Source organism: Imperialibacter sp. EC-SDR9, from assembly GCF_902498805.1.
Lineage (GTDB): Bacteria > Bacteroidota > Bacteroidia > Cytophagales > Cyclobacteriaceae > Imperialibacter.
The window spans coordinates 61105-77797 of the sequence record NZ_LR701595.1 but is presented as its reverse complement, the minus strand read 5'-3'; the positions used below and the strand labels follow the sequence as shown (position 1 = coordinate 77797).

Annotated in this window: 12 protein-coding genes; 5 read left to right on the top strand and 7 right to left on the bottom strand. The window is 46.7% G+C overall.

Going from position 1 to position 16693, the window contains the following annotated elements:
- Window positions 1-170: 170 nt before the first annotated feature.
- From GC130_RS19550 to GC130_RS19525, 6 genes are all read right to left on the bottom strand, one after another.
- Window positions 171-4562, bottom strand: a complete 4392-nt coding sequence (locus GC130_RS19550) for an FG-GAP-like repeat-containing protein (protein ID WP_152000040.1) — start codon at window positions 4560-4562, stop codon at window positions 171-173.
- A 186-nt stretch (window positions 4563-4748) separates the two neighbouring features.
- A complete protein-coding gene (locus GC130_RS19545; RefSeq protein WP_152000039.1) occupies window positions 4749-7520 on the bottom strand; it encodes an ATP-binding protein in 2772 nt (923 codons plus the stop codon).
- Window positions 7521-7679: 159 nt separating this feature from the next.
- Window positions 7680-9428, bottom strand: a complete 1749-nt coding sequence (locus GC130_RS19540; protein WP_152000038.1) for a histone deacetylase family protein — start codon at window positions 9426-9428, stop codon at window positions 7680-7682.
- A gap of 136 nt (window positions 9429-9564) precedes the next feature.
- Window positions 9565-10065: an SRPBCC domain-containing protein gene (locus GC130_RS19535; RefSeq protein ID WP_152000037.1), complete on the bottom strand. Its 501-nt coding sequence runs from the start codon at window positions 10063-10065 to the stop codon at window positions 9565-9567.
- 67 nt (window positions 10066-10132) lie between these two features.
- The gene (locus tag GC130_RS19530; RefSeq protein ID WP_152000036.1) at window positions 10133-11044 is read right to left on the bottom strand and encodes a helix-turn-helix domain-containing protein; all 912 of its coding nucleotides are present in this window, start codon (window positions 11042-11044) and stop codon (window positions 10133-10135) included.
- A 187-nt stretch (window positions 11045-11231) separates the two neighbouring features.
- Window positions 11232-11651: a DoxX family protein gene (locus tag GC130_RS19525; RefSeq protein ID WP_152000035.1), complete on the bottom strand. Its 420-nt coding sequence runs from the start codon at window positions 11649-11651 to the stop codon at window positions 11232-11234.
- A 193-nt stretch (window positions 11652-11844) separates the two neighbouring features.
- Here GC130_RS19525 and GC130_RS19520 point away from each other — a divergent pair, with 193 nt between their 5' ends.
- From GC130_RS19520 to GC130_RS19500, 5 genes are all read left to right on the top strand, one after another.
- A complete protein-coding gene (locus GC130_RS19520) occupies window positions 11845-13533 on the top strand; it encodes an FAD-dependent oxidoreductase (RefSeq protein ID WP_152000034.1) in 1689 nt (562 codons plus the stop codon).
- A 106-nt stretch (window positions 13534-13639) separates the two neighbouring features.
- Window positions 13640-13825, top strand: a complete 186-nt coding sequence (locus GC130_RS19515) for a general stress protein CsbD (RefSeq protein ID WP_152000033.1) — start codon at window positions 13640-13642, stop codon at window positions 13823-13825.
- A 165-nt stretch (window positions 13826-13990) separates the two neighbouring features.
- On the top strand, window positions 13991-14386 hold the full coding sequence (locus GC130_RS19510; RefSeq protein ID WP_152000032.1) for a hypothetical protein: 396 nt from the start codon (window positions 13991-13993) through the stop codon (window positions 14384-14386).
- 180 nt (window positions 14387-14566) lie between these two features.
- The gene (locus tag GC130_RS19505) at window positions 14567-15358 is read left to right on the top strand and encodes a HipA family kinase (protein WP_152000031.1); all 792 of its coding nucleotides are present in this window, start codon (window positions 14567-14569) and stop codon (window positions 15356-15358) included.
- On the top strand, window positions 15336-15731 hold the full coding sequence (locus GC130_RS19500; protein ID WP_152000030.1) for a DUF3037 domain-containing protein: 396 nt from the start codon (window positions 15336-15338) through the stop codon (window positions 15729-15731). Before GC130_RS19505 ends, GC130_RS19500 begins: the two co-directional genes overlap by 23 nt.
- Before the next feature lie 78 nt (window positions 15732-15809).
- Here the strand turns inward: GC130_RS19500 and GC130_RS19495 are convergent, their stop codons facing one another.
- Window positions 15810-16673 carry an RNA polymerase sigma factor RpoD/SigA gene (locus tag GC130_RS19495; protein WP_152000029.1) on the bottom strand — a complete coding sequence of 288 codons (864 nt, stop codon included), beginning with the start codon at window positions 16671-16673 and terminating at the stop codon, window positions 15810-15812.
- Between the last annotated feature and the right edge of the window lie 20 nt (window positions 16674-16693).

Below are 16693 nucleotides of genomic sequence, written 5' to 3'. Positions count from 1 at the left end.
CAAAGGCTGGTAGTCAAAAGTATGGCAGATGGCACGTTTTAGCAAACAAGAATGTACTAAATAATCGCAATGTATAGCTTTAGATGAAAGAGAGACCTCATTTTCTCCCGACCAGAAGTGTTATTTATTCTTTGAATTACCCCATTCTTAACCAAAGAAGTGTTTCACACCTAGTGCTTGATAAATGAGGTTCTCAGTGAACTATCGCTGCTGTTGTATTTCTTGAATATAAGGTGGTATACACCTCTTGGTAAGCCCATGACAGACAGTTTGACCTCAACTTCGCCTGCCCCCACTGTTTGTTTGACGACTTGCATGCCGGTAAGGTCATACACGTACACCTCTCCATTATCAAAGCTGGTGTCTTTGGCAGACCTCATCATTATAAAATCTGTAGCCGGGTTTGGATAAACGACAACATCTGCTGTCAACGCATCCTTAGCTCCAAGCACTTCGTTGCAGGTGCCTTCTACGGTTAATTCTACTGTTTGCGACGATGTGTTCCCATAAACATCGACACCTGTGAATTCTATTGTACTCGTCCCAAGGTCTTCACAGGTAAAAACTGTCCTGCTCAATGTGTATTCGGCCGTTGAGCAGTTGTCATAACTCCCGTCATTTACCTCATCGACGGTTATTTCGGCTTGCCCAATCTCGTCCAATGTAACAGTGAGAGACCTGGTAAAAAGGTTTGGAGGCTGGTTGTCCGCTACAGTCATGGTGATCTCTTTCACGGTGGTGTTACCACTTTTATCAACGCCAACTAAACCTACCAAATGGTCACCTACTTGTTCGCAATCAATGAAATCGGAAGGCCAGTCCAAATACAGAGCGTCGAGCTCGCAGTTGTCAGTCGTCCCAAAGTCGATAGCTATATCAGCCACCGCTGCTACCCCATCTCCATCGAGGTATACAGTTATGTCGTGTCCAGCGACCACTGGTGTGATGGTGTCCAGTACCTGAATCGTCACGGCAGAGGTAACTGTATTGTCAGCTGGGTCTTTCCCCGTCACTGTCACTTCCTTTTCTCCAAGATCCTCACATGTGAAAGTTGTCTGGCTCAAACTAAGTGTAATGCCACAATTGTCAGTGCTCCCATTGTCAATATCAACAACAGACAGGGTGGCGGCTCCCTCATTCCCAAGGTATATGACAGCTTCCCGTACCTTCAAAACGGGAGGTGTGTCATCTACAATGGTGACAGTAAAGTCTATCGAGGAACTGTTGCCAGCCCCATCTGTTGTTGTAAAGGATATTACGTTTTGTCCAATGTTGTCACAGGAAAAGGCTGTTTGGCTTAAGGAAAAGCTAACCTCCCCTCCTGCCGGGTCAGTGCTTCCATTGTCAACCATGGAAGGGTCTATTGTTGTGGTGCCGTCCTCTGCCAGGGCTACCTCAATGTCTTTGGCTACAACAATAGGTGCCAGATCATCTTCCACGGTTATTTCAAATGCCTTTTTAATTTGCCCTCCGTGCCCATCGTCGGCCATTACGCTTACGGTATAGGTATCCGCTGGTAATGCAGTGGCATCCAGTACCTGCAAGTTATTGTCAGCCACAGCAAATAGTTCGTTGTGTTCATCGCCCTCACCACTCGACAGCGAAAAGGTGTGAGTGTCGACATTGTCGGGGTCTATCGCAGAAAAACTACCAACCAGGGCCTGTGAACCGGCAGATTGTTTGAGATGAGCATTGTCAAGCAGTATGTCGGCAGGCGCCTGATTGGAGAGAAGCTGGTTGAGATATAATTCAGAAATGACGTTACTCCCATTGAACCCTGTGATCAGATAGTCCAGGTCGAGGTCGCTATCAATATTGATCCATTGCACCTGGCCAAGGATTGCCCCGGGCAAATCCATTAACAGGTCGGAAAAAGTCTTGTCGTTGTTTTCAAAAACACGGGTAGTAATGTTTTCCGACTCCACCAATGAGCCTGTGGCAATGATGTCGAAATCACCATCATGATCGTAGTCTGCCCAGTCTACATAACTGCTTCCAAAACCCAGAAAGAGCTCAGTTTCTACAAAGCTGTTGCCGTCATATTCGTAGATGTAGGTATGGGTGATCCAATCAGTATCAATGCCGTGAAGCAATAAGTCTAAGTCACCATCATTGTCATAATCACCCCACCGCAGGGAGCTAACACCTACGGGTGTGATACCAGCCTCAATGTCGACGAATTGTCCACCATCATTTCTGTAAACCTTGCCAACAAATTCAAACCAGCCATCACCAGCCAAAGCCAGATCCAGATCGCCATCACCGTCATAGTCGCCCCACTTTACAACTCCATCCGACACCACGGCCAGTGTAGCCTCAATGTCGACATAGGTTCCGTCATCGTTTCGATAGATTTTTGAGTACTTTATACTATTGGCGGTAGACCCTGTCAGCACCACATCCAGATCACCATCCTGGTCATAATCCGCCCAATCAGCATAACTTGATCCAAGATCACCAACGTCTACAAAGTTGTTGGCAGTCTTATTCCACCCTCCATTCTCGTAATGATAAACCTCTGTTTGGGGAACTCCGTCGACTGAGCCTGTCAGCAGCACGTCAGCATATCCATCAGATGTTCTTTTGCCCCACCTGGCAGCTCCGGCCAACACTGTTGGCAAGCTGGCATCGGTATCAAAAAAAGTACCCTGGTCATTTTCGTAGATTCTTACCACCGGCTGACTGGATTCACCTGTTCCAACGATGAGCAAGTCCTGATCGCCATCGCCATCATAATCCGCCCAATCAGCGACGGTGAAAGTCATCGCCTGGAGAACTTCGGAGGCAAGGTCATTGCGCACGAATGTCCACGGAATGTCATCAGTTACGTCAATGACCAGGGCTTGCTCAACGGCGGCCTCATCCTGGTCTACAGCCTTAATGCGAATGCTGTAGGCTCCCGCCGAAAGGCTTCCCGGACTGTTGATAGTCAGTAAATTGCCCTCAATATGGAACTGGCTATTGAAATCGTCACCTTCGCCGCTAGCCAGAGAGTATTCATGCTCATTATCGGCATCAGGGTCGTTGGCGGATAACGTCGCTACGAGCCCTCCATTTCCAGCCGATCTGTTGACAGCAAGATTATCCAGTTGGATGAACGATGGCGCTTCGTTCAGGTCGTTTATTTCTATGGCAAGCAATTGGCTGTGCGTGATTTCACCATCAATAGAAGCCTCAACCGTTATTAAGTAGCTACTTTGTGACTCATAGTCAAATACAATGTCGGATATGAGCTGATTTCCGTTTATACTGAACGACTCGTTGTCTTCTATTCCCTCTGCTAAGCCATAGGTATAGGTACCGGCCGGAACGGTAGACAACGTACCGATGAGGGTGCCTACCGGCATGTTTTCATTGATTGTGGCCAGGTCGATTGAAGTTACAGGCAATAGCTTGTTAGTATAAATCTTTCTGACCGGCAGGTCGTTATGAATGTATTGCTGACCAATGAGAACAAAATCAAGGTCTGTATCACCATCATAATCGCCCCATTGCGCATTTCCAAAAATGGCTGACGGGAGTAACGCTTCCACGTCAGCAAAAGTCCCGTCACCATTGCTTTGGTATATTTTGCTGATGGCCTCCCCTTCCAGGTAGTTTGTCAGTCCTGTCACAATAAGGTCGTCATCACCATCGTCGTCGTAATCACCCCAGTCAGAGGATCCATACATCACGTTGCTAATCCCGGTGCTTAAGGCGGTGAAGGTGCCATCATCACTCCGATAGATGAAAGATTTGGGCACCCCTGCCGGGTGGGTGGCGAGACTATTGGCGGAGCCTGTCAGAATAATATCCAGGTCGTTGTCTCCATCAAAATCGCCTGCACTGGCTGAGCTGTACATAACACCGGAGAGCCCGGCGCCGGAGTCTTCAAACACACCCTCCACTCTCTTGAAAATGCTACTTTGCGTTTTGAATGCCGTTCGGTTGAAACCTGTAACCAACAGCTCCAGGTCTCCTGATTCATCAAAATTCGCCCAGGTTACTGACCCTTCTTCTGCTTCAGGCAGTGTAGCATCAATGTCCGTAAAAACACCACCATTGTTCTCGTAAATAATGGCTTTGATTTTGCTGTCTTTTGTGGCGATCACCGCCAGGTCGACGTCACCATCGTCGTCAAAATCGCCCCAACTTCCAAAATGTGAAAGCGTAGTCGGTAAGCCCACTTCATTAGTTACATCTGTAAAAATGCCCTCCTCATTTTCATACAGCTTCAATAAATAATCGTCGGAAAATGACCTGGAACGAGTAACCAGTAAGTCGAGGTCATCATCTCCATCGTAATCCCCCCATTTTATATTGCCACCGTTGGTGCTAAAGATGCCAGGGTTTGAGAGCGTAAAAGCACCGCCCTCATTGATATATAACTCCACGAAAAGAAAACCAAAGGAACCAATGACCAAATCCAGATCGCCATCATTATCATAGTCGCCCCAATCACTCACCCCGCCGGCTGAGGTCTCGTTGATGACGATGCTATTGACTGCGTCTTCATTAAACTGAGCCCAGGTTGGCCTTACAGCAGAGAGAACCAAAAGGGCGAAGATCATTCTGACTTTCATAGAACTGAATTTGGATGCGTTTTAATTCAGTCTCAAAGCTCAGTATTAGCATTTTCTTCAGCTTAAGGATTTGATGCAAATGCTTAAGGTTTTGAAGCGAAGAAGGATATTTCCAGAATAGGCAGGGTTTTCTCGAAGCAAAATTGCCTTACTGACTAGCATGTCGAAAGTGGTCGGGTTGATTCTCTAACCCGGCTTATTGCGTTGAACCTGTCCCGGCACTATACCAAATTCATCTTTGAACACGGCATTGAAGTAGTTGGGACTGGAAAAGCCGGTCATATAGGCGATTTCGGCTATTGAGCCAGCGTTCTTTTCGAGTAGTTCATAGGCTTGCTGTAACCTGAAACTTCTTATTAGCTTATTAGGTGTTTGGCCTATCAAAGCCTGTAGCTTGCGGTTGAGCTGGCTTTTGCTCATGCCCACCTCCCTGCTGAGTTCTTCTACTGAAAAACCTTCATCAGCCAGGTGGGTGTTAACCGCCGCAATCACCTTTTCCAGGAAAACCTTGTCGATGGAAGAGACCGCAATCTCCTGGGGCTTCAGCATCGTTTGCTGACTGTATTTATGCATGAGCTGCCGCCTGCTCTCCAGCAGGTTCCTAAGCCTCACAATGAGCTCTTTCTGATCAAAGGGCTTGGTCAGGTAGTCGTCGGCCGCCGTCTCCAGCCCCTTTATTTTACTTTCCTTGTCGGCTTTGGCAGTCAGCATCACAATGGGAATGTGACTGGTTTTCTCGTTTTGTTTCAATTGCGCACATACCTCAAACCCATCAACACCAGGCATCGTCAAATCGCAAATGATCCCATCAGGCATTTGCTCAATGGCTGTTGCAATACCTGAGGTTCCATTGGAGGCAGATAACACTTCAAAATCGTGGCTTAAGACTTCTGCAATAAGCTGGCGCACCTCATCATTGTCTTCTATCACCAGTATCCTGGCAGTTTCCCCGTTTTCGGTTCCACCTGTCGCCTCTTCGGAAGCACTAGTAGCACCGCCAATTGTGGAGTTGCTCTCTGTTTCGTCTTTCTTCAGGGGTAAGAGAAGCCTAAAGCAGGTTCGAACCCCCGGCTCACTCTCTACCGTGATCTCACCATTTAGCTGATCTACCAGCGCCTTTACCAAACTAAGCCCTATACCTGAGCTTGCCTGCTTGTCACTCTCTGTATGGTAGAACCTGTCGAAAATGAAAGGCAATTGATCTTGTGGTATGCCGATACCAGTGTCTTCAACATCGATCCTGGCTTTTGTGCCTTCCAAAGAAAGCGTCAGGGTAATAGTTCCTCCGCCTGGCGTAAACTTGAATGCGTTGGACAACAGGTTCAATACGATCTTTTCAAGCGCATCAGGATCAATCCAACCCGAAATCTGATCGCTGGCCCTTAGCAAGAGCTTGATACTGTTTGACTTCGCCTCCAGTTGAAAGCTATTAACCGTTTCGATAATGAATTTGCTGACGTCAACATACTCCTTCACCAGCATTTGGTGCCCGGCATCAAGCTTTGCCAACTCCAGAATTTGGTTGACCAGCTTTAACAAACGGCTGGCGTTGTTTTGGATAGTTTGCAAATACTTTCTGGGGCGGCTGTCATGAACAGCTAGTAAGAGCTCCCGCACAGGCCCAAAAATCATGGTAAGCGGGGTGCGGAACTCATGAGAGATATTAGCGAAAAACCGAGATTTGGCTTCATCCAGTTGCTTCAATTCTTTGGCTTGTATTTCAATCTCCCGTTTTTGCGAAGCAGTTTCAAGCTGTAGCGCCCTGGCCGAACTGAAGGCTTTGCCAATCTTCTCAGCAAAGGCAAAGGACATGACAAAAAAAGTGGCCGTAAACAGCACACTAATGGCGTTGGGCCTGGTAAGAATCAGGTTATAATGATAAGCCGACAGAATCACGATCGCCAACGTGCAGAGAGCCAAGCCTAGAAATATAGACAAGGAGCCTCCCCTTTTCCGTACTCGTGCGACCAAAGTGATGTAAAACCCATAAATGATATACACCAGAGCAACAACACTGAATGGAACCAGGGTTAGCGTATAAATGCTCATGGGTAATACCAATGCGGAAAGGCACAAGGGAACGGCAATAATGAGAGCAATCCTTGAAACAATTTTATGAAAATCCTCCTTGAACAGCTCGCACAGAAAAAGCGTGTAGAACAGCCACGCCAGATACATGGTCAGGTAGGTGATTTTTAGCTTGATCCTGGCAGGAACGGCGGGAAAAACTGTACCAAACACATACTGGCCATAGTTGCTGATATACAAGGCGTACATAATGACAAACAGACCGTAGAAAAGGAATGATTTGTCTTCGCCCAGATAGAAAAACAAGCCGACAAAAAAGCATCCGATAAGAAACACCCCGCCAATATTGAACGTTTCGATGATGAGGTTGAGGTCTCTTTCGTGTGGAAGAATATCGGGGTCGCCAATAATGATGGGTTTAAAAAAGCCGCCATTGGAGTGATCAAAATTGGCCACCTGAACCACTATTTCATTTTCGCCCTCATGCAGCATCACGGTTTTCATGCTGACTGTCCAATTGGGAACGTAAGTGTCTTTAGAGTCGGACACCACGCCATCGCCGCTGATCAGTTCGCCGTTGAGAAAAAGTGCATACGACAAATTGAAGCCGGGTATTTCCATGGCGACCCTGTAGTCCTGAGCCGACTTAACAACCAGCCGGTAGGTAGCATAGCCAAACGCTGGTAGCTGCTCCTTTAGCTCTTGGTGGGTATTCCAATAGGACACTTGTTTTACGTACGTAGGTGGGTTGGCGGTAAATGTCTCATCTCCGGACTCCAGAAGCTGCTTCCAATAAAAGGCCCATTCACCATCCAATGCCAACCTTTCCTCTCCGGCATATGTTAGGACGCCCTTCACTGCCTGCGCATAACTACCGAGTGGAACGTGCAGTGTCAAAAAGATTAAAAAACTGAAAAGTCCTCTTTTCATGAAAAAATAGCAAGCTGATTGATTGGTCAATATAGGCCGTTCAAATTATTTGGCATAACAATACATTCCTTAAACATACGAATGCATGCGTGCTAGCCCAAGTAAAGAACGCATTAAGGTTGACTAACAACTATTAGTAAACAGTACCCTTCCGGGAGCTCAACCTTCGTTCAAATAGTAACCCTCCCACAGCCCCTGAAAGAACCTTCTGGCGTTCACACCAAGCACCTTGTTCTTGTAGCCACCTTCCTGAATAACCAAAGTGGGCAGCTTGAGTGAAGCAATCATTTTTCCATTGATAGTAAAGTCGTCCGGCGACAGTAACCAGGTGCCAGATGGATCACCCTTGGCGATATCAAGACCGAGTGCTATCACAAGGTAATCTGGTTTGTACTTTTTTATGGCCTCAAGTGCTTTCTTCAACGCCTTGTGATAGGCCGACCCCTCTACTCCTTTGGGCAAAGCGATGTTGAGGTTGAAACCTTCCCCCTCTCCTTCTCCAGTCTCATCGGTAAACCCAGTAAAGTTAGGATAGGCGTATTCAGGATCGCCATGAATAGAGACTGTAAAAACATCAGACCTGTGATAGAATATGTCCTGCTGGCCATTGCCATGGTGATAGTCAATATCGAGGATCACTACTTTTTTACCCTTTTTACTAAGGTAATGCGCCGCCACCGCATTGGAGTTCAGGTAACAAAACCCGCCAAAATATTTTCGTTCGGCATGATGCCCCGGAGGTCTCACCAGGGCATAGGCCATAGCTTGCCCGCTCAAAACAACGTCAGCGGCAGTGAGTGCACAGTTCACGGCACCTCTGGCAGCCTTGTAGGCATTGGCATTGAGTGGCGTGGAGGTGTCGATACAATAGTAGCCTATTTGAAGCTCAATGTCCTTTGGAAGCCTGGCTGCGTTTCTGATAGGAAACACGTCACCATACATGGTGGTGGTTTCCCCAATCCACGCACAAATCTTCTTCAAAAATTTGAGGTACTGTTTGTTGTGCACTGCTTCAATATGGCTGTCGGGGTACGCTTTGGCGGGCGTATCCTTAAAAATTGAAGTCTTTTTCAATTCCTTCAGGATGGAATTAACCCGCACCGGCGATTCCAGATAGCCTCGCTCCCGAACATGGTGAATCAAGTGGCCCTCATTCACCACCAGCGCTATTTGCTTGTCGGCTGGAACAGATGCCTTTGTGGATTCTGCTGGTTCAGATTTAATATACCTGAAAGGTCGCAGTGCAATCGATCCCTTTATCGAGCGAAGCACCTGGTCAACGTATTTATCAGAGACTTTCCCTTTTGCCTTATTTTCCAGGATATTTGAGACAACGCTCTTACAAAGCTGAGCTGACAAGTGATCCTTCTTGCCCAGCCCGTCGAAAATGAGATAAAAGTAAGATTCGTCGTCACGGCGCAAGTCATAGCTAAACCCCACAAGTGGTCGTGCCCCATACTTCTCGTAAAATTTCAGTCGGGCCAGATTCTGTTTGTGCTCCGCTGCGTCAACGGCCCACTCCCGTTTGTCTGTCAAACAATCAAAGAAAACTCCGACGGCCGAGATACTGTGCGCTTCGTCTCTCAGTCGTTCATAAAGCGCCCCGCCTATTCCACCACTGATGCGGTGCTTATTGGTAGCGATAAAATCGAGAAATATAAAATTGTCTTTGATGAAGTGAGATGCTATGGCTACCCCCAGTACTTGCTTGTCTCTGCCTTCAGCAATGATCACGATGGGCCGGTAGGGCTTGATTGAATGCTCGCCTGCATCAAGTAGCAATTCATCAGCTTCCTTTTCGCTCATGTAGGGAAACTGGGAGAGCAAAATAGCCCGGCACTGTTCAAGCGCAACGATGTTGTATTCCGTGGTGTGATCGTATATTCGGCGAATGGAGTTAAGACCCATACTTAAAAGCAGTTAGTTAGCCATTTTGTGGCGCAAAGCTACTTTAAGTATAGGTCAGTTGTAGCTATGAATCGGTATTATCTTTAGCTGTCAATCCTCTTCACACCGCTCGGAAATATACCTGCAAAGTCTCGGATCAAGCTGTAATGACGTTTGTGATTTCCATCCTTTTGTTTCGCAAGTCCAGCCCTCCTTCCAGCACCGACTTTAGGTTCGCCAGGTAAAAAATCCACCCCCTTGAGTCGCCTACAAAATGCTTCATCGCTGTGTCGTCGTCCAGAGGCAGCCCGCTTTCGACCAGTTGAACAATCAACTCACCAGCTTCTTCGTACATATTGATAGTAACAGGGCATTTCATGGAAAAAGTAAAGCTAAAAAGGTCTTTACCATTGGCTTTCAGTACTGTCCCTTTCTCTACCACACTGTCGGGATAGCCGTGCCAGTACCACTCATACGTGTCGTCTTGTTCAATAGGTGTGTCCTCCGACTTTGCCTTTCCAGCTTTGTCCCTGAACAAGGCTTTTCTCAAAAACCACTTCTCCAAACCGCCGGGTGTTGCCCAGGAGTTATAAACTTTATCTGCCGGGGCGTTGACGTTTACCCTCAGCTTGAACTGGCTCCATTGATCTCTTTCCATCTTATTGTGTTTTTTTCTTCAAAACTAGTATCACCAACTCCCTCCGGCTTATCGAAAATGGAGAATTTTAGTGCAGCCTCATTTTCCGCCGGTAACGCCCAGGCGCTTCGCCATATGTTCTTTTGAACAGACTAGTGAACGAAGGTATACTATCGAAGCCTACAGCCCGGCAAATGTCAGACACGGCCAAATCCGTCTCTTCCAATAGTTTCTCTGCCCTTTCTAGCCGCATTCTGGTCAAAAAGTTGTGAGGTGTAATTTGATAGGCCCGCTTGAAAAGCCTGAGGAAATGCTGCTTATCAAGCATGGCAACATCTGCCGCTTGCTGCAAATCAATTGGCTGCTGACAATTGTTGATTATCCACTCCCTGGCGGCAGCCAATCGCTTATACAGTGCTGTTTTTGTAACTGTTTTTACAACTTTGAGCTTCTCCGAAATTTGAAGGGCATGATGATTTTCGCTTATCAAGCTATCCAGTATAGATCGCACAACCATGTCAGCTTTTAATGAGTGAAAAGAGGCACAACTGTTTCCAAGCTCCATCAGAAGTTGAAACTGTTCTCTGAGCGAAGCATTCATGAAATGTAGGTGCTCCACGAGCGAAAAGTCCTCTTCACTAACTGCTGACCAACCGGCGGTTTCATCGCCGCTTTTAATCAGTCCGTTGTATAATAGCTTCGAAAGCGTTGTATCAAAGCATAGCAAGGCGACCAGGGTATCGTCCCGCTCCAAAGTAATAGACAGCTTGCTACCTTTGTTAACCACCAGAAAGCTAGTCTCATTTAATACTATCACATCCGTATTAATCCGAAACGTTGCCTCGCCGCTCATTGCCACCACTACTCCCAATCCTGTGATGTGTGCGGGAACCTCCGCCCCTTTCAGTCCCGTAAACCGACTGAGGGTGTGATCAATAGATTCAGGCACCTGACTGCAATAAGTCCGGACTTTAGCTGGCCAGTTCGTACACGCTATCATACCTACCTCTTTTTCTACAAGAAACAAACTCCTCAGGGAATACGAGAATCACTTTCTATGAAGCCTATCAAAGCAATCTAGTTTCTACAAACAGAGACACAGTATTGAACTACCTTATCGAAAAAGGGAACAGTCCAAACATAGCTATTTGGTAATAGGCTTGGCTAAAAGCTCAACTTCGTAAAGATCAGCTACCTTCTTTCCCGAAAATACGCTGATCAACCGACCACATGCCAGCTCCAAAAAAAAAGAAAAGCAACCCAAAAAGAACGAACATAAAAGGGTGCTGGTCGCCATACCAGAACTGGCCATTGCCCATCACAAAGGTGACGTAAGACATGGCACCCAATAAAAGTAGCGAACCTATTCTGGTGAAAAGCCCCAGAAAAAGAGAAACTCCGGCGATCAGCTCGCTTGACTTCCCAGCGTATACCAGCAGCCGTGCGTTAGTATCTTGAAAAACCTCCCAGGTCATGTATTCCCTCATGAGGTTCGGTTGAAAAACTTCCTGCCCGTGATAAATCATCAGACCACCAACGATCATGCGAATGATAGCGAGTGCCTCTTGCTGATAAAACGGCGATGAACTCAATAGTAGCTTTTTCATTATTGCTAACCAAAAGAAAGAAAATGGATCATTTAACCAAGTTACGATGTCCTAATGACTTTCTGAAAAATCAATTTCATAAGGTACCTCCTGTAACGAAATCTGATAAATATCAGGAACGCCTTGTTACTTAAGTCACAAAAATTAGCCCAGACTGAGGTCAAATTTGCGCCAACATTAAGGTATCCAAAAAATGAGAAAGACGAGAATAATTGTCATAGGCGGGTTATCTGCAGGCCCCTCAGCCGCAGCCAAAGCAAGAAGAACAGACGAAACAGCCGAAATATTGATGTTTGAAAAGACATCTCATATCAGTTATGCCACCTGTGGTATTCCATATGCCTTCTCAGGCAAGATTAAGACGAGAGACAAGCTCATTGTCGTCCAACCTGAGCTGTTGGAGAAAAGATTTGGTGTAGAACTCCATCTAAATGAGCCAGTAACAGACATTGACCCGGAAGCACACATAGTATACACAGACAAAGGCGTTTATGAATATGACAAACTTGTATTCGCCACGGGAGGACAGGCGGTTTTGCCTCCTATTAAAAACATTGAGAGCTTCGAAAATTGGGCTCACGCCAAAACACTTGAAGATTTTGACAGGGTGATGAAAAGCGGTGTTATGGACAGTGCCGAGCATTTCACCATCCTGGGTGCCGGACTCATAGGACTGGAAACTGCTGAAAACCTTGTTCACGCTGGCAAAAAAGTGACCGTGATTGAGCTTGGCAACCAGGTATTGGCAAACTGGGATGTGAAATTTGCCCATCTTGCAAAGAACGTGCTTGAAGACCATGGCATTGATGTCCGCCTTGGCGTGTCAGTCGTGGAAGTTGACCACACCACCAATGAGTTGATCCTGAGCAACGGAAAGCGCCTTTATACAGACTACCTTTTGATAGGCATTAGCATTAAGCCAAATACGCAAATGCTGGTTAGAAAAGGCGCCAGGCATCTGCCAAACGGTGCACTGCTGGTAAACAAGCACATGGAGACCTCCATCCCAGACATTTATGCGGCTGGCGACTGTGCAGCCATCACCAACATGATAACGGGTGAGCATAGCTGGTACCCCATGGGCACTCATTCCAACAAAGGAGGCCGGGCCGCTGGTGCCAATGCAGCCGGGGGTAATATAACTTTTGAGGGGGGCTACGGCACTGCAATTATGAAAATATTTGACTACGCCATTGCACGCACAGGTATGGGCCCTAAATCACTCGAAAGGGCTGGTATTCAATTTAAATCGACTCTGATTATCGCAGGCTCCACTCCCGGTTTCTTCCCCGATCAAAAAGACTTGTTGATAGAAATCCACTACGACCCCAGTACAGGCGTTTTGCTCGGCGCCGAATTATTCGGTGAGCATGGGGTTGACAAGCGGGTTGATGTGCTGGCCACGGCCCTGTATGCCCGATTGACCATTGATGACCTCCCCCGCCTCGATCTGGCCTATGCGCCACCCTTCTCGTCCGCCAAAGACCCCGTGGTAGTGGCTGGGTTCGCAGCAGGCAATTCGATGAGGGCCCGGTACCACGAAGTATCAGTCGTTGAAGCAGCAAGGGCTCTCGATCAGTCCGTTTCCCCCGCAAGCTACACACTGCTTGATGTCAGAAACCCTACCGAGATTCATAAGGAAGGATTCATTCAGCATGCCCTCAATATTCCTCTCGACGAGTTGCGGGGGAGAATTAATGAAATTGACCTTGATAGGCCCACCTATGTTTACTGTGCGAAAGGACTAAGGGGCTATATGGCATCCCTTATATTACTTCACCACAACTGCAAAAAAGTTTACAATGTAGCAGGGGGATTTACCGCCTGGAAGACGATCATTGGCCAGGTAAAGCAGGTGGAAGAAGTGTCACATGTGTCTTAAAAATCGAGCACCCCTCCTGCTGAAGAAAATGAGGAAAACCTACAACTCTATAATGTAAAATCCAAATAACAACAAATATTCCGCAAATATGCTTACCTTGCAGCATATGGAGATCGTTAGAAGCTGGAGAGAGCAAAAGGTAATGTTGAAATGGAGATTTCCTGACCTCAATGACAGCGACTTTTTCCTGGCTGATACTGACCGGGAAAGTATGCTGGTTAAGCTTGAAGAAAAGCTGAAAAAGACCAGAGCAGAGTTGGAACACATATTCGCTGAACTTCAGCGTTACTAGATTTGTTCCTATTTAGAATCCACAACATGTAATTATCTGCTCTAAAAAATACGACTATCCATATCAGCTCCGAACTGAGGGTGATACATGAGTCGACTACCGTTATAAACTCGTCGGCAAAAAATATTCATAGAAAAACAATTTGTAAATAATCAATATAGTTCAATGGCCAATTATTCTTCTGAAGTTTCCCACACTTACACTTATTTGTGGAACAAGTACAGACCGGCAATTCTCAAGCACATGATAGACTCGGCAGAAGGTCCACAGACCTACAAGATGTCTAAACATGAATTTACCATCATCAACCCTAAGGAGAAGGGTGGTTATTCTTTCTCCTTGAATGTATTCAAAGGGAAGGCTCAAAATGATATCAGGACTTCTATCGTAGCAAAAGACCTTCTGGTGATTTTGCAGTCTTCAAAAACTGCCAATGACCTGGTAAGCACGGCTACTTATGAGTTCGTTATGGACAAACACTTCGTGCTGCACATCAACCGGGGCGAGGAAATTGTTGAAGAAGAAATAGAGGTGGAAGAGACTGCTGAAAAAGAAGCTTAAAAGCAGGCGACTAGCGTTGTTACTATTTATGGGGGAATATGTCGACAAGACATGTTCCCCTATTTTTTTGAGCTTGCGGCGAGTAAGTCACTACCTAACGCAACTCCCTCCCGCCGAAAGATTGCTTTTTATTAACAGGCGGCGTTGTGTTACATTTGCCGCAACGGTTTACAATAATTGATGGCACACGCAGCTGAAATTCGTACTGTTAGCGTTACCCGCTACGTCACTCCTCTCCGGGAAGGCGGTTCACTGCCTGCCATTGTTGAGGCTGATGATGAATTTCTATATGTACTGAAATTCAAGGGAGCCGGACAAGGCAAGAAAGCACTGATAGCCGAACTTATTGGTGGCGAAATTGCCAGGCTACTAGGTTTCAGAGTACCGGAAATTGTTTTTGCAGACCTGGATGTCGCTTTTGGCCGGATTGAAGGTGACGAAGAAATACAGGATCTGCTGAAGGCCAGCGTCGGTATTAACCTGGGACTGCATTATCTGTCAGGCTCTATCACCTATGACCCGGTGGCGACTAAGCTATCGCCTTTGCTGGCGTCTCAAATCGTGTGGCTCGACAGCCTGCTGATGAACGTCGACCGCACGGCCCGCAACACCAACATGCTCTGGTGGCACAAAGAGCTTTGGCTGATCGATCATGGCGCTTCCCTGTATTTCCATCACAGCTGGGACAACTGGGACAAGCCAAAAAAACCTTTCCAGCTGATTTCAAAGCACGTACTGCTTCCCATTGCCAGTGAACTTGCTGCTGTCGACAAGCAGTTCGCACCTGTATTGACTGAGCAGGCCATCAAAGCTATCGTGGCCCTAATACCCGATGAATGGCTGGCGGAGGACTCTCCGTTTGAAAACCCCGAACAGCACAGGGTCGCCTACACGCATTTCCTGGTTACACGAGTAGCCAACTCTTCTTTTTTTGTTAACGAAGCCCAACATGCAAGAGAGACAGCTATTTGAGTATGCAGTCGTTCGTGTGGTGCCACACGTGGAGCGTGAAGAGTTTCTCAACGTGGGTGTGGTTCTCCTGTGCTCAGGGCAAAAGTTTTTGCGGGCTCGATTTGACTGGAACGAGTCAAGACTGTCGGGATTTTGCCAAAAGACAGATTTTAGTGAATTGAAAGGGTATGTAGATTCCTTTGAGAAGATTTGCAAGGGAGGAAAAGAAGCAGGCCCAATCGGGCAGCTCGGAATAACAGAACGTTTCCGATGGCTGACAGCCGCCAGAAGTACCGTGCTGCAGACCTCCAAAGTACACCCCGGCTTGTGCGTAAATGCTGAGGAGACGCTTGACAGGTTGTTTGAAGAGCTGGTGAAACTACCTGAAGCCTAGCAGCCTAACATCAACAAAAAAGCACCTACCCTTTCGGATAAGTGCTTCTTATATTTTTGCACTGAATTACTCACTGGTCTACTCTAAAAACGATTTCAATATCTTGCTTCTGGTGCCACTGCGAAGCCTGCGAGTAGCAGTTTCCTTGATCTGGCGAACTCTTTCACGAGTAAGATTGAATTTGTCTCCAATCTCTTCCAGTGTCATGCGCTGCTCACCGTTAATGCCATAATAGAACGATACAACCTCAGCTTCCCTTGCTGTAAGCGTAGACAAACAACGCTGAATTTCTTTTTGCAAAGAAGCCACCATCAGGCCGGCGTCAGGTCTTTCTTCATTTTCGTCCACCATTACGTCAAGCAAGCCGTTTTCTTCACCACTCACAAATGGTGCATCAATACTTACCTGACGGCCTGATACTTTCTGTGTTGCAAGTACTTCGCTCAGGCTGACATCAAGCACTTCTGCCAACTCCTCAGCAGTAGGCTCACGCTGAAACTTCTGTTCCAGGTCAGAAAATGCCTTCGATATTTTATTCAAAGAGCCTACCCTGTTCAAAGGCAAACGCACAATTCTAGACTGCTCGGCCAATGCCTGCATAATAGACTGGCGAATCCACCACACAGCGTAAGAGATGAATTTGAAACCACGGGTTTCATCAAAACGTTGTGCCGCTTTGATCAGGCCAACGTTGCCCTCGCTGATAAGGTCTCCAAGGCTAAGGCTACCTGTTTGATATTGTTTAGCTACTGAAACAACAAAGCGCAAATTGGCTTTTGTTAGTTTTTCAAGTGCTATTTGATCTCCTTCTCTGATCTTTTGGGCTAAGATCACTTCCTCATCTGCGGTGATGAGGTCTACTTTTCCAATTTCCTGTAAATACTTGTCGAGAGACTGACTCTCCCTGTTGGTAATCTGTTTACTTATTTTGAGTTGTCTCATCCAAGCTTTTTAAATGTGAA